This is a genomic window from Psychrobium sp. MM17-31 (assembly GCF_022347785.1).
Classification (GTDB): Bacteria; Pseudomonadota; Gammaproteobacteria; order Enterobacterales; family Psychrobiaceae; genus Psychrobium.
In genome coordinates, this window is sequence record NZ_JAKRGA010000006.1 from 117,062 (window position 1) to 136,771 (window position 19,710).

Sequence of the window (19,710 nt, forward strand, 5' to 3'; positions counted from 1 at the left end):
TGGCTACTGGCGACGATTTCTTGGCTTTCGGCACGTGTCGATCCTTATTATTAGAGTATTTGGCTACAAATATTAACGTTTGTAGATGCAAATCGCTACGCCTAAAGCTGGCTCTTTAGTCGAACGTTAGTTCGCATCTGGCGGAATAAGCGCTTGACATCATCGCGTGATGTTATAACATCTTTTGCGTTATGTTGTAACGTTACAATTTTGGAAACCACAATGAATACTAAAAAAACGCTACTTGCGACACTCATTTGTATGTCGTGTGTACCTGCTTATGCTAACGAGAAGGCTCCGCAAAAGGCTGATAAAAAAGAAAAAGCTGAAACAATCACTGTCCGCGGTGATATTCACTTATTGCGTAGCGATCTTGATTCGTTAATTTCTTCAACCTTAATTGAGCGCGAGCAGCTCGATATGATGCAGGGCAGCAGTTTAGGTGAAACATTAAAGTTTACACCGGGTATTCACGCCAACTATTACGGACCGAGCTCTTCGCGTCCTGTAATCCGCGGCTTAGATGGTCCGCGCGTTAAAATTCTACAAAATGGTCTATCGGCAGGCGATGCTTCTGCTAGTGCGCCAGATCATCAAGTAAGTAGCGAAGTGAGCACGGCCAGCCAAATCGAAATTTTACGCGGCCCTGCAACATTGCTTCATGGTAGTGGTGCAATCGGTGGTGTTGTTAACGTGATTGATGAGCGCATTCCAAGCAAACTATCTGATGAAATCTCTGGTGAGGTTGTTGGCGCGTTTTCGACAGTCGACGACGCAAAAGACGCTGCTTTCTCGGTTACGGGTTCTAAAGGCAATTGGGCGTTCTATGCCGATGGTTTTGCTAAAGATGCCAATGAAACCAATATTCCAGTGTACGCCATGCATGATGATCACGACGAACATGAAGAAGAGCATGAGGAGCACGAAGAGGAAGGCCATGAAGAAGGTCATGAGGAAGAAGGCCACGACGAGCACGAAGCCTCTAAGCGTAAAGTGATTGAAAATAGCCAAAATCGCAGTGATGGTTTCACTCTTGGTACTAGCTATATTACCGATAGCTTTATGATGGGTATCGCTTATGGCTCTACCAGCTCGAAATATGGCTTAGTTGGTCACTCTCATGAAGCGCATGGCGAACATGAAGGTGAAGAGCACGAGGAACATGAAGAAGAAGGTCATGATGAAGAACACGAAGAACATGCACACGAAGCTATGCCTTTCGTTCTTACAGAACAAGACCGCACTCAGTTTAATGCCAAGTGGTTTGATTTAGGTAACGGCATCGACACCATTTCACTTAAAGCGGTGCATGTTGATTACAAACTGCAAGAAGTTGAAGAAGGCGCTGTTGGCACGCAAATCACTAATAAAACTGACGAAGTTAAGCTGCAGCTGCATCACAATTGGATTGAACAATGGCAAGGTATTGTTGGTGTTCATGTGCAAAATGACTCAACTACGCCTGTAGGCGCAGAAGCGAATTCGCCAGCGACTAAAACGGATGCAACTGCAATTTATGCAACGCAGCGCCGTCAAACTGGCAATGCCGAATGGCATTTAGGTGCGCGCATCGAAAAAGTTAAAATCAATCCAACGCTAACGCAAAATAATGCGTTATCTAGCATCGATTTTACCCCAGTGAGTTGGGCTGCAGGTGTTGATTGGAAAGTGAGTGATAACCAGCAACTATTATTGAATTTGAGCCACAGTCAACGCGCGTTGAGTGCAAGTGAGTTATTTGCCTTTGGTGAGCATTTAGGTACTCAGACTTTTGATGTTGGCGCCTATTTCAATATGGAAGTGGTTGAAGGTAAAGCGACTCATCAACCAACAGCGCAGTTTAATAAATTAGAAACTGAAGATGCCAATACATTGGATATCGGCTGGCGCGTTGAAGGTAACGATTATGTATTCGCCGCATCGGCGTTTTATAGCCGTGTGAATAATTATGCTTATCGCGAGCGCGTTGTGGAAGATAGCGGTGAACTACCGGTTTATCAATATCGTCAAAACGATGCCAAATTATACGGTGGTGAAGTGCAATTGAGTTACTTCATTAACGACCAACTAACGTTTAGCTCTTTTGTTGATTACTCACGCGTTCAATTAACTTCTGGCGAAGATCTGCCACGTATTCCGCCTTTGCGTATTAAAAACACGCTTAATTGGGAACACATGGACTGGCATTACAACCTAGGTGTTACTACCTACGCTAAACAAGATAAAGTGGGTCAGTTTGAAGAAGAAACTGATGGTTACACATTGGTAGATGTTGGCGTTTACAAACACCAGAAAGTGTCTTTTGGCGATATTAAATATTTCTTAAAAGTGAATAATTTATTCGACAAAGAAGCACGAGTTCACAGCTCATTCTTGAAAGAGCAAGCGCCATTACCTGGCGTCAATGTGAAACTGGGCGTGCGCTGGACGTTCTAATAAATCGCTAGAATGAAAAAGGCCAACTTCGTTTTCAAGTTGGCCTTTTTTGTGATGGGTAGTTAGGAACTAGTTAACAGTGACTACCGTCAGATCTTTTGTCTCGGATTTTCCGACGTATGCATAGTCAGTAATTGTGATGTTTCCACGTCTAAAGCGGTTAATGTGCTTGGCGGTTTTATCTGCGCCGTATTTCGCTGCGAAGTTAGCAATATTTTCCCCGTTGCATTGTGTATTTTTAGCAACATGGCGATCGCTAAGACCTGAGCTATCAACCCGCTGGTTGTAATTCATTAGATTATTGTTGGCTGCGGCGACGCAAAATTGTGTGTAGGGACTATCGTTGCCAGCAACGAATTTAAATTGACCTGCGTGTGCTGCTGTAGAAGTTAATAATAGGCCTGATGCTAAGGTAAGTAATAAGGTTTTCATGGTGTTCTCCAGATTTATTCATCATGTTATTCGATAGAACCATCACCAATTAATGAGAGAGCTCGGTAATCTTGTCCTGTCATCTTATTAAGTGCCCATACCGACTTGTTTCTTACAGCATGTTTTTTCTCCAAATGTAAATGAATGTATTTCGAAACATTTGTTAATTACCTCATTACATTCTCGCTAATAATTTGTTTTTAAAGTTATTTAAGCGTATGGCTTATTATTCTTAATACCAACGAATGCTTAATTTTGGAAATGCCTTGTAACATGGTGCCAACTCTCTTGACGGAGATTTACACTTTTTCGTGCAATAGTGGATTTATTGTAAGTAGGAGATGGAATTATGAAACGAGCAAGTAGAGACACTCATCAATTGGCTACTTTGTGTAACAGCATTGGTTGTGGAGATCGCACGGCGGAAGCGCAGTTAACGGCGATATTGTTACCTTTTATAGCTATGCACATTAGCAAGAAAGTCGATGCGCATAGAGCTGCAGATATCGCGCAGGAAACGCTGATCGCGGTCATTGTTAATCTGCGAGTTGGATTAATAAATAATCCAATGACGATAAGGCAATACGCATTATCCATCGCCAATCGCCATCTGATAAATCACTTTAAACAATGCAAAAGATGGCAACAAAGTGAGCTGTCTTGTGAAGAGATCACAGCGGATGAAATGTCTTCCCAAGCGGCGCTCGAATTACAGCGAAATAAGTTAAAACTGGTGCAAGCAATAGCAGCACTGCCACAGCTGCGTGATCGCATGGTTCTGACCTCCCTGCTTAATTCACAAGACAAACAAAGCGCATGTCAGCAACTGTCAATCAAGCCGGATGATTTCGATCGCATTGTTTGCCGAGCCAAAACGCGGCTGGCGAAAAGTGTAAGCCGTTAGCTTTGCCAGTATTTAGCAAATAAGTTTGGATAACTGGTCTTTAAATACTTATTGGTGTCTTTAAAGCGCTTGCCAAATGGCTGGCTTTGTCCTGAGGGCACATATGGCAATTCGTGTTCGTTACGTGCTTCAAACAGCTGTCCTGCAATAAGATCATACTCTTCAAGATAAGGTAAGGGATCGCCTTCATCATCTTTTAAAACATCGAGTTCAGCGAGGGTGTCAGGCTTTTTTAGGGCTTGCTCGAAAATGTCTTGGCCACGAGATATTAACCAACAGCGAAACTCCGCAAATGCATATTCACTATTACAGCCACCGATAATATAGGCGGCCCCCCACAGACGCCAGGTGTAGCTGTCGCGCATTTTGAGGCTAAAGTGCTTATCAAAAGCTGCTAGTTGCTCATCGGTCAGTGGATTGAGTTTATCGGTCAGTTGTTGCGCTAGTTCGTCGGAAGTAGCGAGGGGGTCTTGGGCAGTTACGAGCTGCCAAAATTCTGTTTCTGTCATGAAATGTAGCGCCAAATTATCTTGGCGCTAATGTTACCCTAGTTCGCCTTAACATTCATGTGCAGCTTCTAGTACCTTTTGTCTAAACCAAATATGACTGGCGTCATGATGAAGCAATGGTGACCAAATCATTTTTAGCTCAATTTTCGGAATTTCAAATGGCGGATCAAGCAGTGTAAAACGCGGCGCATTAACAAAGCGCGCTGCCGCTTTACTTGGTAAGGTCGCGATTAATTGGTCTTCCAACGCTAATTGAATGGCCACATTGTAATTACGTGTGAATACGCGAATATCGCGTTTTTCGCCAATTTTCGCGAGTGCTTCATCCACCCAACCGAGTTTTTGTACGTCTTTGGGATCCATACCGACACCAACGCCAAAGCCTGTTTTTGAAACCCAAATGTGTTTGCCGCGTAAGTAGCTCTGTAGGCCAAAACGCTTGCTGGTTGGATTATCTGACGCCATCAAACAGGTAAAACTGTCGTGCCACAGTGTTTTTTGATGGAAGGATTGCGGTAACTCTTCAAAGCGATTAATCGCCATATCCACTTTGCCTGCTTCCACGTCGTGAAAGTTAATATCACTTGGCGTCATAATATCGATGCTGACGTTTGGCGCTATCTTACTGAGATTGCTCAGCAGTTTAGGAACCAATGTTGAAGCAGCGTAGTCGCTGGCCATTAACCTAAATACACGGTCACTGGTTGCAGGGTTAAAGTTATCTTCACTTTGCAGGGCTTCTTCTAACTCCAATAAAATTTTGCGAATGACAGGTGCCAGCGCTTGTGATCGCTCAGTTGGCACCATGCCATCTGAAGTACGAACTAGTATTGGATCATTAAACAGATTTCTCAGACGTTTAAGGCCGTTACTCATCGCCGGTTGAGTAATGTTGAGCTGATTTGCCGCTCGCGTTACGTTCTTTTCGCGTAACAATACGTCGAGGTAAATCAGCAAATTAAGGTCGATTTTATTAATATTCATATGACTAATGCTCGCGATAAAATTTATAAACTACCTTAATAATCATTCAGTGAAAAGCTAAATTTTCAAATGGTTGTTTAAAAATAATTTTAATTTAGACGAAAGTATAACCATATGGAATTTAACTTAATGTCTGGGCTATTCAAATAAGAAACAGTCTAAAAGACCATGCTACCAAAGGATATTTTGAGGAAAGTATCTTGATGAAGAGTGTTATTAACTTACTAGACGTTTAATAGTTAAATACACCGTGTGAATGTTCGTAATAATAATTATAAAGTATTTTTATGTTTGTGTGCTCGGCTAGTATTTAATCAAACGGCGCTACTTATACGTCGATGATAAAAACTCTAGATACGAAGGAAGAATGCTATGTCTACTTACAATACTGAAATCGATAAAGCTGCTAACTTATGCGGACAACAAGGCGAAGCATGGAGTGCAATCAATCCTGAATCTGTTGCACGCATGAAATTGCAAAATCAATTTAAAACGGGTTTGGATATCGCGCGTTACACCGCTGGCATCATGCGCCGCGACATGGAAAACTACGATAAAGATCCAAGTAAGTACACTCAATCTCTAGGTTGTTGGCACGGTTTTATCGGTCAACAAAAAATGATCTCAATTAAAAAGCATTTCGAAAACACCGACCGTCGTTATCTATACCTATCTGGTTGGATGGTTGCAGCACTGCGCTCAGACTTTGGTCCATTACCAGATCAATCAATGCACGAGAAAACCTCTGTTGCTAGCCTAATCGAAGAGTTATACACCTTCCTACGTCAAGCAGATGCTCGTGAACTAGGTGGCTACTTCCGCGAACTAGATGCTGCACGTGAAGCTGGCGATGAAGTTGAAGCTCAACGTGTTCAAGCTAAAATCGACGGTCACGTTACTCACATCGTTCCTATTATTGCTGATATCGATGCTGGTTTTGGTAACGCAGAAGCAACTTACCTACTTGCTAAGAAAATGATTGAAGCTGGAGCATGTTGTATCCAACTAGAAAACCAAGTATCTGACGAAAAACAATGTGGTCACCAAGACGGTAAAGTAACAGTGCCTCATTCTGATTTCCTAGCGAAAATCAACGCTGTACGTTACGCATTCTTAGAGCTTGGTGTTGATGACGGTGTTATCGTTGCTCGTACTGACTCACTAGGTGCTGGCCTCACGAAACAAATCGCGGTAACTAACGAGCCTGGTGATCTAGGTGACCAATATAACTCATTCCTAGACGTTGAAGAAATTGAAGCGGCGGATGTACAAAACGGCGATGTGGTATTAAATCGCAATGGTAAACTAGTTCGTCCTAAGCGTTTAGCGAGTAACTTATTCCAATTTAGACAAGGTACGGGTGAAGAGCGTTGTGTACTTGACTGTATTACATCTCTACAAAACGGTGCTGACTTACTGTGGATTGAAACAGAGAAGCCACACGTTGCGCAAATCGGCGGCATGGTAAACGAAATCCGTAAAGTAATTCCAAACGCTAAGCTGGTTTACAACAACTCACCATCGTTTAACTGGACGCTAAACTTCCGCCAACAAGTATTCGATGCCATGGTTGAAGCGGGTGAAGATGTAAGTGCCTACGATCGCGACAAGTTAATGAGTGTTGATTACGATGAGACTGAACTAGCAACACGCGCCGATGAAAAAATCCGTACCTTCCAAGCTGACGCTGCACGTGAAGCGGGTATCTTCCATCACCTTATTACATTACCAACTTATCATACAGCTGCTCTTTCAACTGATAACTTGGCTAAAGAATACTTCGGTGACCAAGGTATGCTGGGCTACGTACAAGGTGTACAACGCAAGGAAATCCGTCAAGGTATCGCTTGTGTGAAACACCAAAACATGGCGGGTTCAGACATGGGTGATGATCACAAAGAATACTTCGCTGGCGACGCAGCACTAAAAGCTGCTGGTAAAGACAACACCATGAATCAGTTCGCTTAATTAGCAACTTGATTTAGCAAAAGCCTCGAGGAAACTCGGGGCTTTTTTATGTCTATAGAAGTGCTATGCTAATGCCATTAATTTCAAGCACTTTGATTAATCCATGTCTGCATCTCAAAACATAAAACCACAAATCTTAGTTGTCGAAGACGAGCAATCTATCGCCGATACTGTTATTCACGTATTAAAGAATGAAGGCTTTGCCGTTGATTGGGTTTCCTTAGGTAGTGAGGCAATAGCAAGACTTGAGCAAACAGCGTATTCATTGATGATTTTAGATGTTGGATTGCCAGATATCACAGGCTTTGATGTTTGTAAAAAAATCAGGCTCTCGCATGATTTGCCAATAATATTTCTAACTGCACGCAGTGAGGAAATCGATCGCGTGGTGGGTCTTGAAATCGGTGGTGATGATTATGTGACTAAGCCTTTTAGTCCACGTGAACTCGCGGCTAGGGTTAAAGTCATTCTTAAGCGTATTGCTAAGCCTGCGGTGAATGAGCAACCTTTATTGCAATTACAACCTGCTGCTTGTGGTTGTGATTTTGTCCTAAATAGTAGGGCATTAGCTCTGACTTCCATTGAATTTAAATTGCTTGAACACATGAACCGTCATATTGGCAAGGTGATGAGTCGCGAGCAGCTGCTCGATGCTGGTGGTTTTTCGCTAGATGCTGGTTATGAGCGAAATATTGATAATCATATTAAATCGTTGCGCGCCAAGTTGAGAGTGGTTGATCCCGATACCCAATACATCAAAACACATCGCGGTTTTGGATATTCACTGCAAGGTCAATAATCATGCTTAACTGGCCAAAAATTCCTTTTGGATTGCGGATGTTTCTGCTTTATGCAGTATTTGTCGGCTTTTGTGCCTATTTGGTACTGCGAACATTAACAGCCGAGATTAAGCCAGGAGTTAGGCAAACCATGGAGGAGACATTAGTGGATATGTCTAATTTTATTGCGCTGGTAGTGGCGGATGATGTTAGGCATGGCACGTTGCAACAGAGTCGTTACCCGCAATTGTTTCGGCGCTTTGGCGAGCATGAATCGCAAGCATCAATTTGGGGGATGGAAAAGCTTAATGCTGCTAAACGGATTTATATTACCGATGCTAACGGCATCGTTATTTTGGACTCTGATGGCACCGATGTCGGTAAAGATTATTCTCGTTGGAATGATGTTTATTTAACATTGCGCGGACAGTACGGCGCTCGCTCTACCAAGCTTGATGATAATGATGAGTCATCGACGGTTATGTATATTGCCGCGCCGATAAAGGATGGCGATGAGATTATTGGCTCGGTAACCGTCGCTAAGGCAAACAGCGCCATGCAGCCGTTTATCGAGCGGGCTAAAAGTCGATTAATCATGTGGGGAATAGCGCTGGGGCTGTTGGCTCTTTTAATTGGCGCGTTAATTTCATGGCGTATTACCAAGGCGCTAGATCGCTTAACGGACTATGCGGAGCGTGCAATAGACGGTGATAAAGTCGCGCCGCCGCAGTTTCGAGTCTTTTATGAATATGGCGATTTAGCACAAGTTATTGATCGGATGCGCCATCAGCTTGAAGGTAAAAACTATGCCGAGCGTTATGTGCAAAGTCTGACTCACGAGTTAAAAAGTCCGATTGCTGCCATTCGCGGTGCCAGCGAGATTTTGCAGACTAAACCCAAACCGGATAGTCAGCAACGTTTTTTAGCGAACATCGAGCACGAAACTACGCGATTACATTTACTCATCGAGCGAATGTTAAATCTGTCGGCAGTTGAAAAGCAGCAGGTCATCGAAAACAGTCAGTTGTTTTCAATGAATGATGCCTGCAAACAAGCGCTACGGGTGTTTGAAGGTGAATGCATAAAACGAAATATCGCATTGACCGCTGAACTAGCTACTAGCTATCAAATACGCGGCGATGAACTCTTGATGCAACAAGCCATTATTAATTTGCTGCAAAACGCCATCGAGTTTTCAGAAGAAGGCGGGGAAATTTCCTTGTCTTGTGAGGCCATGGATAACAAGTTAGCGGTTAAAGTATTTAATCGCGGCGCTGCCATTCCGGAATTTGCACTAGATAAACTTAATCAGCGTTTCTTCTCTTTGCCAAGGCCAAGCACAGGTAAAAAGAGCACAGGATTAGGACTTAACTTTGTGAATGAAGTCGCTCAGTTACACGGCGCAACGCTTGATATTGCTAATTTTAATGACGGCGTGTTGGCAACAATTCTGCTTAGCAAATTACATACAAAAAACACTTAATCTACACATAAGTCCTACATCAGCTTCATAAACTAGTTGTCATAATTAAATGGAGAACTAGTTATGCAACTTAAATTTAAATTACTCGCCATCGGCATACTGATTTTAGTGCTTACCATAGCGCTTATGATGATCAACGGTTTGGTGAGTGAACGTCAATCACTACAGCATGAAGTGCAGCAAGAAATAGCTCGCAGTAGCAGTGGCCCGCAACAAATTATTGGCCCTTTTTTAGTGGCGAAATTTAAAAGAGAGGTATTAGAAACAACTGCTGATGGTAAAGCACAGCGGCTAGTAACTCGTTATAGCTATAAAAACTTGTTGCCTAAAAAATATAATTTTAACGGTAACTTAGATACGCAGTATCGTGCATTAGGCATTTATAAAGCGCTGCTTTATCAGGCCAGTAATGATATTCAAGGTGAGTTTATCGTGCCGCCTAACTGGGCTGAGAAGGAAGATGCTACTTTGATGAATATTGTTATGGTAACTGCCATTAGTGATGTACGAGGCATCCAAAACGGATTGGCTTTAACGTTAAATGACAAGGCATTTGAACTGTTGCCAAGTACAGGTAATAAGCGCTTTAAAAATGGTGTGCACAGTGCGATAGATCCTCAATGGCTTACACAGCAGCACAAGCTGAAATTTAAGCTTACCCTCAACCTACTTGGTATGGAGTCGCTAGATATTGCGCCAATTGGCCAAGAGACTACAGTGAACCTTGCTGCGTCGTGGCCGCACCCGAGTTTTATCGGTAACTATCTGCCTATCGAATCAACCATTGATGAAAATTCTTTTACGGCGCATTGGCAAACGACCTTTTTTGCTACCAACATGGCAAAGAAAATGAATAGCTGTATAACTAGTGCTGTCTGTGACGACATCTACCATTCCGTACTTGGTGTATCGTTAGTAGATCCTGTAAATCAATATCTAAAAACCGATCGCGCAATTAAATACGCGGAGCTATTTATCTTGCTAATACTCTTTGGCTTTATGGCATTTGAAATTTTTAAAGGGTATTCGGTACATCCAGTGCAATATACTTTGGTGGGTGTTGCTATGGCTCTGTTCTATTTATTGCTGTTGTCTTTATCTGAGCACATTGATTTTAATACCGCTTATATCATTGCTAGCGTCAGCTGCGCTGCTGTACTGGGAATTTATATCTCAGGTGTATTAGGAGAGATTAAGCACGGCTTGTTATTTAGCGCTGGTGTTTTAGTGTTGTATGCCATTTTATTTGGTCTACTGGCGGCAGAAGATTTTGCGCTACTAATGGGGTCGATTTTCGTATTCGCACTGGTTGGCACAGTGATGATAGTGACGCGCCATGTTGATTGGTATCAATTGGGAAAATCTAAAGCTAGCGATGAGTCGACTGAGATTGCTCAATGCGATTGATGATATGGCTGATGCGATAGGCAAGAATGCCGAGCCAACCAATGAGTGCGAGGAGTAGGGCGATGGTAATCAGGATAACAGCACCGTAACCCTGCCATGAATCTTCACTGGGGTTGTGCCAAAGAATTGCTAGTCCCGCACCAAACAACACAAGGCCACTAAAAAACAAAGCGACGCTCTGTTTTATATAGTGGCCTAGCGGATATAAAAAGCGTTTAAGGCGCTCTTTCATTATCTAATACCAAATATGATTTAGTAGTAAGAGTGGTCGCCCGCTTGGTGTTCTGTCATATCTTTCACGCCGTTTAATTCACCAGCGAAGATTTCTAACATCTCTTTCTCGATGCCTTCTTTTAACGTCACATCAACCATTGAACAACCGTTACAACCACCGCCAAATTGCAGTACAGCGATGCCATCATCGGTGATTTCCATTAGCGTTACTTGGCCGCCGTGGCTGGCAAGTTTTGGATTGATTTCAGATTGGATAAAGTAATCAACACGGTCGACTAATGGTGCGTCATCGCTCACTTTACGCATTTTCGCATTTGGTGCTTTTAGTGTTAATTGCGAGCCCATTTTGTCGGTCACGTAATCGATTTCAGCTTCTTCAAGATAAGGAATGCTTTGTTCGTCAACGACGGCAGAAAAACCGTTGTATTCAAATTTTTTGTCGCTTTCTTCTAACGCTTCTGGTGGGCAATAAGATACGCCACATTCTGCGTTTGGAGTGCCAGGGTTAACAACGAATACGCGAATGGCAGTATTCTCTGGCTGATTGCTTAACAGTTCGCTGAAGTGCGCCTGTGCTGGATCTGAAATTGAAATCATTGCTACCTCGACCTTTGAGCTCTATTTGCTACAGAGTTTAATTCTGACTAATTTAGTCAGGTTTATTGTGTATTGTATCTTGTTAATGGGGATGCTGGTAGGGAAATTAAATAGCTGTGATGGATAAATTATATCAATCAGTGATCAGTGTCCGCGCAATAGCCCAGTGTTGAATTTCGATATCTTGTTGAGTGAGTATCGTCGCGCTGATTTCGCGCATGGTGGCGCCTGTGGTGTACACATCATCGACTAGTGCAATAGAGTCATAGGGAATTTCATGCTTTAGCGCAAAGGCATTATCGAGGTTGTGCTGGCGTTCTTTGGCATCGAGCTGTGCTTGAGATTGTGTTGAGCGTTGTCTTTTAAGATGGTCGATTACAGGAATATGCAGATATAAACTTAATTCATTGGCAATGAGCAATGCTTGATTAAAACCACGTTTATTTTGGCGCAGCCAATGTAGTGGCACGGGCTGAATTGCTTGCGGCATTTCAATAATGCCTTGGTTAATGAGCTTATAAATTCTGCGGGCTAGGAAATGGGCTAACTCGCGAGCCAATTGAATTTGATGCTTGTATTTAAAGTCACTTAATAATTGTTTTACAGGTGTTCGATAATAGCTAGCTGTGACTAGCGCAAACTCTGGTATTGACTGTTGACACTGCCCGCACCAACTCACCACTGCATTTAGTTGCTTCGAGCAGCCAATACACAGCTGGTCGGGAAAAGGTAAATCACTGCGACAAGTCTCGCAAAGACGGTTGCGATAATTAGCGGTTTCTTCATGGCACAGGTGACAACCGTGGGGTAACGCATTGCGAAATTCACGCAGCGATTGGGTTATCCACCGAGTAAATTTGAATGATACAATGCGAATTCGACTAGTCATAATATTGAGTATAGGCATTTCAAATTGATTCACGTAGAAAAGAGCGGTAACGGACCAGCGTTAGTATTAGTTCATGGTTGGGGCTTAAACAGTGGTGTTTGGGCGCAAGTTGTCGAACCTTTATCAGCTAACTTTACGATCTATCGCGTTGATTTACCTGGCTTTGGATTTAGCGAACGCTGCTCTGAGTCTAATGTTGAGGCATGGGCAAAAATGGTTGTAGATGCGGTAGATGAACCTGCGGTATGGCTTGGCTGGTCATTAGGTGGATTAGTGGCCACGCAAATTGCGATTGATTATCCAGAAAAAGTTAATGGGTTGATAACTGTTGCTAGCTCGCCGTCATTTGCTGAAAGTGAAGAGTGGCCAGGGATCAAATCAAATGTGATGAATATGTTTACCCAGCAACTTTCCCACGACTTTGCGCTGACATTAGAGCGATTTTTGGCTATTCAAGCTATGGGAAGTGATAGCGCCAAGCGCGATATAAAAGCACTAAAAGCAGTGCTCGAACAACGCCCTTTACCCAATAAGCAATCATTGCACGATGGTTTACAGCTCCTTAACGATGTGGACTTACGCACAAAGTTACATCAAATTGAGCAACCATTTTTGCGAATTTACGGCCGCTTAGATTCGTTGGTGCCACAAAAAGTCATTACCTTAGTTGATGATTTAACACCGAAAAGTAGCAAGGTTATTTTTGCAAAGGCTTCACACGCTCCATTTATTTCTCACACTGAGGAATTTATCTCGGTAATCCGAGAGTTTTTAGAGTCTGTGAAAGCGTAAATATCCCTTTCAATTTACGGCGGTTTGGTTAATAATTGAACTAACCGCCAGCAAAAATAGAGGGCTGTAAAATGAATATACAATCAGCATTTGATTCCGGCGTAGCAGGTTTTAATAAAGCAAATGAACGAGCTGCCGAAGCGGCTCGTGAAATTAACCAGCAACAAGTGACGCCAGTGCAGGGCCAACCCGAGGTGCAACAAGCTGAATCACAAGAAGCAGTTGAGCCAAATACGCCAATCACAGAGAGTTTGATTAATCTGCGCCTCGCTGAAAATCAGGCGCAAGCGTCTGCAAAAGTAATAGAAACTGCCGACAATATGTTGGGCAGCTTAATCGACACCAAGGTATAGCGAATACTCATGAACGTAATAACTAACTATCCTCATGTTAGCTTAGTTACCACCAATCCGGCGACGGATAGGCTGGCGCGTGATAACGCGTTGCGTCCAGTTGTCCCCCCTGTTACTCAACCAAATAGTGCTTCCGCAGAGCCGGCTGTGGCAGGCGATAAAGAAAAAGCACAACCAAACCTTTCAAGTGCGCCGAATAATAATCCTACTTACGAGCACCTTCAGCACAACACTGCTCAACAAGAAGAGTTAAGTGACAAGCAAGATCAATCAGGTCAGCAACAAGATAAAGAAGGTGAGAAAAATCAAAGTGGCGATGAGCGCTTTACTGAACAAGAACAAGCAAAAATAGAAGAGCTTAAAGAACGTGATCGCGAAGTTGTCGCACACGAATTAGCTCATGCTAATGCTGGTGGTCAATATGCTGGTTCGCCAAGCTATACTTATGAGACTGGCCCTGATGGCGTTAAATATGCGGTGGCAGGCGAAGTACCTATCGATACTTCTAAAGTGGCTGGTGATCCACAAGCGACCATAGCGAAAGCTGCACAAATTAAACGTGCTGCACTAGCGCCCGCAGAGCCTTCTGGCCAAGATCGCAAGGTTGCTGCGCAGGCAGATCGCATGGCTGCTGAAGCGCGTCAGGAGTTATTGAAAGAAGCTGGCCCAGCAGGTTCTGAAAATGACGAAGAGCAAAGTGATTATCGCGTTAACAATGCCGTTGAATCAGATGCTTTCAACAAACGAGCGACCTTAGCGCAGGACGAAGACTTTCAGCAAACAATCGCCAACAGAAGTTTGCATATTAACGCGTTCTATCAACAATCTAGTCAAGCCGCAAATAGTCAATTCCATTCGCAGGCTTAGCCCATTAATCCCGACTTTAATTACTGATTTTTAATTCTTACGTGCCGACTTAAAGGCATCTGCCATTGAGCCATGCCGTTGTTGCGATTTGACTGGCTGTTTAGTCTTTACTGTATGGTTATTACCACTCTTCATTGTTAGCGCGATGCGTTTACGGGCTACGTCGACTTCAGTGACTTTCACCTTAACCACTTGCCCAACTTTCACGATTTTACGCGGATCGCTAACAAAGCTATCACTAAGTTGGGAGATATGAACTAAACCATCTTGATGGACACCGATATCGACAAAGGCACCGAAGTTAGCGACATTGGTTACTGTGCCTTCAAGCTCCATATCGATTTCAAGATCGTTAATGGTGTCTATACCGTCAAGTAACTTCGCGGCTTTAAAGTCACCACGTGGATCGCGTGCTGGGCGCTTGAGTTCATTAATAACGTCAATCACCGTTGGTAGACCAACTTGTGCGTTAGTGAAATCATGGGCATTGAGATTATTGAGCTTAGCTTCGTTGCCCATCAATTCAGTGATTGACTCACCACAATACTTAACGATGTTATTGGCTAGCGAATAAGATTCTGGATGCACAGCACTGGCATCGAGTGGCTCTTGGCCATCGCGAATACGCAAGAATCCGGCGGCTTGTTCGAACGCCTTAGGACCTAGTCTTGGCACCTTTAACAACTGTTTGCGATTACTAAATTTTCCTATGCTTTCACGATAGCTAACGATATTGGCGGCTAATGTGCTATTGAGGCCACTAACGCGTTGCAGTAGCGGAGCAGAAGCCGTATTTAGTTCAACGCCAACACCATTTACACAATCTTCGACGATTTCATCGAGTCGCGTATTAAGTTGGGATTCGTTAACATCGTGCTGATACTGGCCAACACCGATAGCTTTAGGCTCAATTTTTACTAGCTCTGCTAATGGATCTTGCAGACGACGGGCGATAGATACCGCGCCGCGAAGCGATACGTCTAGCGTTGGAAATTCATGGGCAGCCAACTCAGATGCCGAATAGACAGAAGCGCCAGCTTCACTAACGATGATGGTCGTAATGGCAAGTTGATGCTGTTTTTTACAATCGAGCACCAGTTTTTCTGTTTCACGCGAGCCTGTGCCATTACCGATACTTACCAAGGTTATATGGTGGCGCTTAATTAGAGTTGCTAAGGTATCGATGGATTGTTGCCATTGACTACGCGGCGCATGTGGATAAATGGTATCTGTGATGAGTAGCTTACTTTGTTGATCGACCACCGCGACTTTAACGCCTGTGCGAATACCGGGATCTAAGCCCAACGTCACCTGATTACCAGCTGGCGCCGCCATCAATAAATCCGATAGATTGTTGGCAAAGACTTCGATGGCTTGTGTTTCTGCACTTTCTTTGGCTTTGCTAATTAGCTCATTGCTCACACTAGGTAAGACCTTCAATTTCCAGCACTGCTGGGCAACATCCGACAGCCAAGTGGCAAGCTCTCTATTACGCTGGTTAATTTTAAGCGATTGGTTAATCAGCTCTAAACACGGATGAACAACAGGCTCATGGGCAAGCCCTAAATTCACTTGTAGTGCGCCAGCGTTCTTACCACGCAATAGTGCCATCATACGGTGTGATGGGATCTTATTAATCGGCTCTTGATGAGAAAAATAATCGCTAAACTTGGCGATGATTTGTGGATCTACTGGCGGTGTTTTCTTGCGGGCTTGTTTGGCGCTAATCACGCCCTGACGCCACATCAACTGGCGAATATTGGCAATAAGCTCGATATCTTGCGGGATTTGTTCGCTAATGATAGCCGCTGCACCTTCTAGCGCCTGCGTTGAGTTTTTAATATCGCCGTTGATAAATTTGGCGGCTAGTTGTTGAGGACTTGCGTTATTGGCTGATAACAATTGTTGGGCAAGCGGTGCTAATCCTGCTTCGATAGATTGCTGCCCTTTGGTTTTGCGGCTGCTTTTAAACGGCTTATAAATCTCTTCTAATTCCGTTTTACTTTGACAGTGCTCAATGGACTTTTTAAGTGCTGCATTTAATTTACCGCTTTCCGATAGCGTCGTGAGAATACTGTTTTTTCGATCGGTAAGCTCTCTGGTATAGGTGAGTTCACGCGCCAGCTGTCTAAGTTGTGTATCGTCGAGTCCCTTTGTCGCTTCTTTGCGATAGCGCGCAATAAAGGGGACTGTGGCGCCTTCGTCTAACAGAGTGATTGCGGCATTGGCTTGTTCGGAAGAGATGCTTATTTTTTTGGCGATTATTGAGGAAAGTTTATTCACGAATATCTCGAAACAATATCTAACAAGTTGTTGGAATGAAAAGTTTTCTATCTAGTGAGAATATACTATAGTGCGGTCGAGGTGAATAAATATAATTCAAATTAAATACAAGGAATTAATCATGAGAATGCTAACTAAGAGTTTGATTACTCTTATTTTGTTAATGGGAGTTTGGACGCAGGTGTATGCTGCGAATAAGCAAATTCCTGTTAAGGATTTTTTTAAGAATCCTGGATATAGTCAGTTACAACTATCACCCGATGGTAAATATTTGGCTGCGTTAATTGATGTATTAGATCGTCGAAATCTAATGGTAATGGAAACAGCTGATCTGTCAAAATTCGAAGTATTGACTGGTTTTAAAAAGCAAGACATCGCAAGCTTTTTTTGGGCAAACAATAAGCGACTTGTTTTTACAATGGATACCAGTAATGGTATGGAAGCGCTAAGTATTTTTACAGTTGAGCGCGGTGAGAAAAAACCAAAAATTGTAAAACTTTTAGGTGCTGAACCGACTACTCGCGGCGTTGTGACGGCAAGTATCGTATCGACATTACCAGATGACCCGGAGCATATTATTGTTTCATATAACAGACGTTATATTAAAGCTCCAGATTTGTATAAAGTTGCTGTAGATAGTAAATGGAATGGCAGAAAGAAGCGTAATCATTCAATGAAGTTGATTGCTGAGAATCCTGGTAACGTAGAGGGATGGATTGTTGATCACGATGGTGATGTTCGAGGTGCTATCTCCGTTGATGAGCTAACGGGTAAATTCTTATATAAAGATAAAGGCGCCAAAGAATTTAAAACATTGGCTACTTATAACATTTTTGATGAACATATTATTCCACTTGGATTCGCGTTTGATAATCAGAAAATGTATGTCGGTTCGAATATTGGACGTGATAGGTTTGCTATTTTTGAGTATGACCCACAGTCGGCCAAGCTAGGAAAAATGATTTTCGAACATGATGAAGTTGATGTTACTGGCCTTATGATGTCAAGACACAAAAAGAAAATCATAGGTGTTGCGTATAATGCAGACTACCCAGAGCGTGTCTATTTTGATGCTAAGGAGAAGCAATTTAACGACTCTTTAGTGAAAATTTTTAAGGGCAAAAAGGTCAATATTGTAAGCCAAACAGATGATGAAAAAATAAAAGTTATTATCGCGCATGATGATAATGATCCTGGCTCATACTTTCTTTATGATGGAGTCAAAAATAAGCTAAGTTTTTTAGCTAAAGTTATGGATTGGATAGATCCAAATCAATTGTCAAAAATGAAGCCATTTCGTTTTAAGAGTCGTGATGGATTGACCATGCGCGGTTATCTCACGGTACCGAAGGGAAGCGATGGTAAAAATTTACCATTGATCATCAATCCACATGGTGGTCCATTTGGAGTGCGTGACAGCTGGGGCTATAACCCTGAAGTACAGTTCTTAGCAAACCGCGGCTATGCTGTGGCACAAGTGAATTTCCGCGGTTCAGGTGGCTATGGCCGAGAATTTGAACAAGCAGGTTACGGCGGTAAATGGGGGGCAGAGATGCAGCACGATATTACTGATACCGTTAAGTATCTCGTAGATCAAGGGATAGCAAATCCTGATCGTGTATGTATCTATGGGGCAAGTTATGGCGGCTACGCAACTATGGCTGGTTTAACCTTTACTCCAGAATTATACAAATGTGGTATTAATAATGTTGGTGTAACTGACGTAGGTTTGTTATTTGATACTTTACCAAAGCATTGGGAAAATGGACGCAAAGCATTGGAGCACCGAGTTGGTGATCCTAAAGATGCAAAACTAATGGAGCGTATGTCTCCTTTAGCGCATGTTAAAAATATTAAAGCACCCGTATTCATTATTCATGGTCGCCGTGATATCCGCGTTAAAATGAAGCATGCAGACTTACTAAAAGCTGAGCTTGATGAACTAGGTAAACCATATGAATGGCTTGTGAAAAACAAAGAAGGTCATGGTTTTAGAAAAGTTGAAAACAAAGTAGAAATGTATGAAAAAGTCGAGAAGTTCTTAAAACAACATCTCTAGAACTTAATCACCGATAGGCCAGTGAAATCACTGGCCTTTTTTATTTCTACTTACCAAATACCGCATTTTCGTGCGCTAGTTGTGCAATCACCTCAGGGCGCTGCATAAAGCTTTCTTTAAACTGAGCTAAGGCTGGCCAGCGCGTTGAATCAACATCAAATTTGGTGTGATGCAGACTAAGCATGTGGCTACCGATGGCTAAATCGGCAACGCTAAATTGATTGCCGACGAACAAAGTGTTGCCCGCTAGTTGTGCTTCTAGGTAATTTAGTTGTTCTGGAATTAGGTTGTTAACTAAGTCATCAACACGGGCTTGATCGGTTTCTTGTTGGAAGAACATCGGGCCGATAATGCGCTGGAAATATAGCGCTGAGACTACTTCTGAGAATTTAGTATCGCTGTATTCTTCTAACCACAGGGCGCGTGCGTAGTCTACGGCATCTTCAGGATACAGTGGGTTGGTGCTATTAGTGCGTTCAAGGTAGGCAATAATCACAGAAGAATCGGCAAAGGCGGTGTTGTCGTCGATGCGATAGCCAGGGATCTTACCTAGCGGTGATGCGGCGCGAAACTCGCTATCATCGCTACCAGGCATCGTTGGTTTTAATTCCGCGCTAATGCCTTTAATTGCGTGTGCTAGCAGTGTTTTACGTACGTAAGGTGATGGTGGAACACCATAGATAATAGCCATATTATTTTTCCTTATATTGGACCAATTGGTCTGTTTTTAATTG

Annotated in this window: 18 protein-coding genes; 10 read left to right on the plus strand and 8 right to left on the minus strand. The window is 42.9% G+C overall.

The window, feature by feature from the left end; genetic code table 11:
- The first annotated feature begins 222 nt into the window (after positions 1–222).
- On the plus strand, positions 223–2,436 hold the full coding sequence (locus tag MHM98_RS17000; RefSeq protein WP_239440562.1) for a TonB-dependent receptor: 2,214 nt from the start codon (positions 223–225) through the stop codon (positions 2,434–2,436).
- Between the two features lie 69 nt (positions 2,437–2,505).
- Here the strand turns inward: MHM98_RS17000 and MHM98_RS17005 are convergent, their stop codons facing one another.
- The gene (locus MHM98_RS17005) at positions 2,506–2,868 is read right to left on the minus strand and encodes a DUF3718 domain-containing protein (RefSeq protein WP_239440563.1); all 363 of its coding nucleotides are present in this window, start codon (positions 2,866–2,868) and stop codon (positions 2,506–2,508) included.
- 349 nt (positions 2,869–3,217) lie between these two features.
- Between MHM98_RS17005 and MHM98_RS17010 the strand changes: the two genes are divergently transcribed.
- On the plus strand, positions 3,218–3,772 hold the full coding sequence (locus MHM98_RS17010) for a hypothetical protein (RefSeq protein WP_239440564.1): 555 nt from the start codon (positions 3,218–3,220) through the stop codon (positions 3,770–3,772).
- Here MHM98_RS17010 and MHM98_RS17015 read toward each other — a convergent pair.
- Positions 3,769–4,281 (minus strand): DUF4240 domain-containing protein, encoded by a 513-nt coding sequence (locus tag MHM98_RS17015; protein ID WP_239440565.1) that lies wholly within the window; start codon positions 4,279–4,281, stop codon positions 3,769–3,771. The genes MHM98_RS17010 and MHM98_RS17015 overlap by 4 nt on opposite strands.
- Before the next feature lie 48 nt (positions 4,282–4,329).
- Positions 4,330–5,265: a LysR family transcriptional regulator gene (locus MHM98_RS17020; protein WP_239440566.1), complete on the minus strand. Its 936-nt coding sequence runs from the start codon at positions 5,263–5,265 to the stop codon at positions 4,330–4,332.
- A 372-nt stretch (positions 5,266–5,637) separates the two neighbouring features.
- On the opposite strand from MHM98_RS17020, the gene MHM98_RS17025 reads away from it, so the two are divergent.
- The 4 genes from MHM98_RS17025 (at position 5,638) to creD (ending at position 10,902) form a co-directional block, all read left to right on the plus strand.
- Positions 5,638–7,233: an isocitrate lyase gene (locus MHM98_RS17025; protein WP_239440568.1), complete on the plus strand. Its 1,596-nt coding sequence runs from the start codon at positions 5,638–5,640 to the stop codon at positions 7,231–7,233.
- Positions 7,234–7,336: 103 nt separating this feature from the next.
- Entirely contained in the window at positions 7,337–8,032 is a 696-nt protein-coding gene (creB, locus tag MHM98_RS17030; RefSeq protein ID WP_239440570.1) for a two-component system response regulator CreB, read from the plus strand.
- 38 nt (positions 8,033–8,070) lie between these two features.
- A complete protein-coding gene (gene creC / locus MHM98_RS17035; RefSeq protein ID WP_239440668.1) occupies positions 8,071–9,495 on the plus strand; it encodes a two-component system sensor histidine kinase CreC in 1,425 nt (474 codons plus the stop codon).
- 63 nt (positions 9,496–9,558) lie between these two features.
- Positions 9,559–10,902 (plus strand): cell envelope integrity protein CreD, encoded by a 1,344-nt coding sequence (creD, locus tag MHM98_RS17040; RefSeq protein WP_239440571.1) that lies wholly within the window; start codon positions 9,559–9,561, stop codon positions 10,900–10,902.
- Here creD and MHM98_RS17045 read toward each other — a convergent pair.
- The 3 genes from MHM98_RS17045 to MHM98_RS17055 form a co-directional block, all read right to left on the minus strand.
- Positions 10,865–11,134 (minus strand): hypothetical protein, encoded by a 270-nt coding sequence (locus MHM98_RS17045; protein WP_239440573.1) that lies wholly within the window; start codon positions 11,132–11,134, stop codon positions 10,865–10,867. The two genes, creD and MHM98_RS17045, sit on opposite strands and share 38 nt — an antisense overlap.
- Positions 11,135–11,154: 20 nt before the next feature.
- Positions 11,155–11,733 carry a Fe-S biogenesis protein NfuA gene (nfuA, locus tag MHM98_RS17050; RefSeq protein ID WP_239440575.1) on the minus strand — a complete coding sequence of 193 codons (579 nt, stop codon included), beginning with the start codon at positions 11,731–11,733 and terminating at the stop codon, positions 11,155–11,157.
- A gap of 133 nt (positions 11,734–11,866) precedes the next feature.
- A complete protein-coding gene (locus MHM98_RS17055; protein WP_239440576.1) occupies positions 11,867–12,640 on the minus strand; it encodes a ComF family protein in 774 nt (257 codons plus the stop codon).
- Between the two features lie 6 nt (positions 12,641–12,646).
- Between MHM98_RS17055 and bioH the strand changes: the two genes are divergently transcribed.
- The 3 genes from bioH (at position 12,647) to MHM98_RS17070 (ending at position 14,634) form a co-directional block, all read left to right on the plus strand.
- Positions 12,647–13,414 (plus strand): pimeloyl-ACP methyl ester esterase BioH, encoded by a 768-nt coding sequence (bioH, locus tag MHM98_RS17060; RefSeq protein ID WP_239440585.1) that lies wholly within the window; start codon positions 12,647–12,649, stop codon positions 13,412–13,414.
- A 71-nt stretch (positions 13,415–13,485) separates the two neighbouring features.
- Complete coding sequence (locus tag MHM98_RS17065; protein ID WP_239440587.1) at positions 13,486–13,767, plus strand: hypothetical protein; 282 nt, start codon at positions 13,486–13,488, stop codon at positions 13,765–13,767.
- 9 nt (positions 13,768–13,776) lie between these two features.
- Positions 13,777–14,634, plus strand: coding sequence for a putative metalloprotease CJM1_0395 family protein (locus MHM98_RS17070; protein WP_239440589.1), 858 nt, complete (start codon positions 13,777–13,779; stop codon positions 14,632–14,634).
- Positions 14,635–14,664: 30 nt separating this feature from the next.
- Here the strand turns inward: MHM98_RS17070 and MHM98_RS18980 are convergent, their stop codons facing one another.
- Positions 14,665–16,917 (minus strand): Tex family protein, encoded by a 2,253-nt coding sequence (locus MHM98_RS18980; RefSeq protein WP_239440590.1) that lies wholly within the window; start codon positions 16,915–16,917, stop codon positions 14,665–14,667.
- Positions 16,918–17,038: 121 nt separating this feature from the next.
- On the opposite strand from MHM98_RS18980, the gene MHM98_RS17080 reads away from it, so the two are divergent.
- On the plus strand, positions 17,039–18,976 hold the full coding sequence (locus tag MHM98_RS17080; RefSeq protein ID WP_239440592.1) for a S9 family peptidase: 1,938 nt from the start codon (positions 17,039–17,041) through the stop codon (positions 18,974–18,976).
- A 46-nt stretch (positions 18,977–19,022) separates the two neighbouring features.
- Here MHM98_RS17080 and MHM98_RS17085 read toward each other — a convergent pair whose 3' ends face one another.
- Positions 19,023–19,667: a glutathione S-transferase family protein gene (locus tag MHM98_RS17085; RefSeq protein WP_239440594.1), complete on the minus strand. Its 645-nt coding sequence runs from the start codon at positions 19,665–19,667 to the stop codon at positions 19,023–19,025.
- Positions 19,668–19,710: the final 43 nt, after the last annotated feature.

Excerpts from the sequence above, each read along its gene's own strand:
- MHM98_RS17000 (WP_239440562.1), top strand. The coding sequence starts at position 223 with ATGAATACTAAAAAAACGCTACTTGCGACACTCATTTGTATGTCGTGT.
- MHM98_RS17005 (WP_239440563.1), bottom strand. The coding sequence starts at position 2,868 with ATGAAAACCTTATTACTTACCTTAGCATCAGGCCTATTATTAACTTCT.
- MHM98_RS17010 (WP_239440564.1), top strand. The coding sequence starts at position 3,218 with ATGAAACGAGCAAGTAGAGACACTCATCAATTGGCTACTTTGTGTAAC.
- MHM98_RS17015 (WP_239440565.1), bottom strand. The coding sequence starts at position 4,281 with ATGACAGAAACAGAATTTTGGCAGCTCGTAACTGCCCAAGACCCCCTC.
- MHM98_RS17020 (WP_239440566.1), bottom strand. The coding sequence starts at position 5,265 with ATGAATATTAATAAAATCGACCTTAATTTGCTGATTTACCTCGACGTA.
- MHM98_RS17025 (WP_239440568.1), top strand. The coding sequence starts at position 5,638 with ATGTCTACTTACAATACTGAAATCGATAAAGCTGCTAACTTATGCGGA.
- creB (WP_239440570.1), top strand. The coding sequence starts at position 7,337 with ATGTCTGCATCTCAAAACATAAAACCACAAATCTTAGTTGTCGAAGAC.
- creC (WP_239440668.1), top strand. The coding sequence starts at position 8,071 with ATGTTTCTGCTTTATGCAGTATTTGTCGGCTTTTGTGCCTATTTGGTA.
- creD (WP_239440571.1), top strand. The coding sequence starts at position 9,559 with ATGCAACTTAAATTTAAATTACTCGCCATCGGCATACTGATTTTAGTG.
- MHM98_RS17045 (WP_239440573.1), bottom strand. The coding sequence starts at position 11,134 with ATGAAAGAGCGCCTTAAACGCTTTTTATATCCGCTAGGCCACTATATA.
- nfuA (WP_239440575.1), bottom strand. The coding sequence starts at position 11,733 with ATGATTTCAATTTCAGATCCAGCACAGGCGCACTTCAGCGAACTGTTA.
- MHM98_RS17055 (WP_239440576.1), bottom strand. The coding sequence starts at position 12,640 with ATGCCTATACTCAATATTATGACTAGTCGAATTCGCATTGTATCATTC.
- MHM98_RS17065 (WP_239440587.1), top strand. The coding sequence starts at position 13,486 with ATGAATATACAATCAGCATTTGATTCCGGCGTAGCAGGTTTTAATAAA.
- MHM98_RS17070 (WP_239440589.1), top strand. The coding sequence starts at position 13,777 with ATGAACGTAATAACTAACTATCCTCATGTTAGCTTAGTTACCACCAAT.
- MHM98_RS17080 (WP_239440592.1), top strand. The coding sequence starts at position 17,039 with ATGAGAATGCTAACTAAGAGTTTGATTACTCTTATTTTGTTAATGGGA.
- MHM98_RS17085 (WP_239440594.1), bottom strand. The coding sequence starts at position 19,667 with ATGGCTATTATCTATGGTGTTCCACCATCACCTTACGTACGTAAAACA.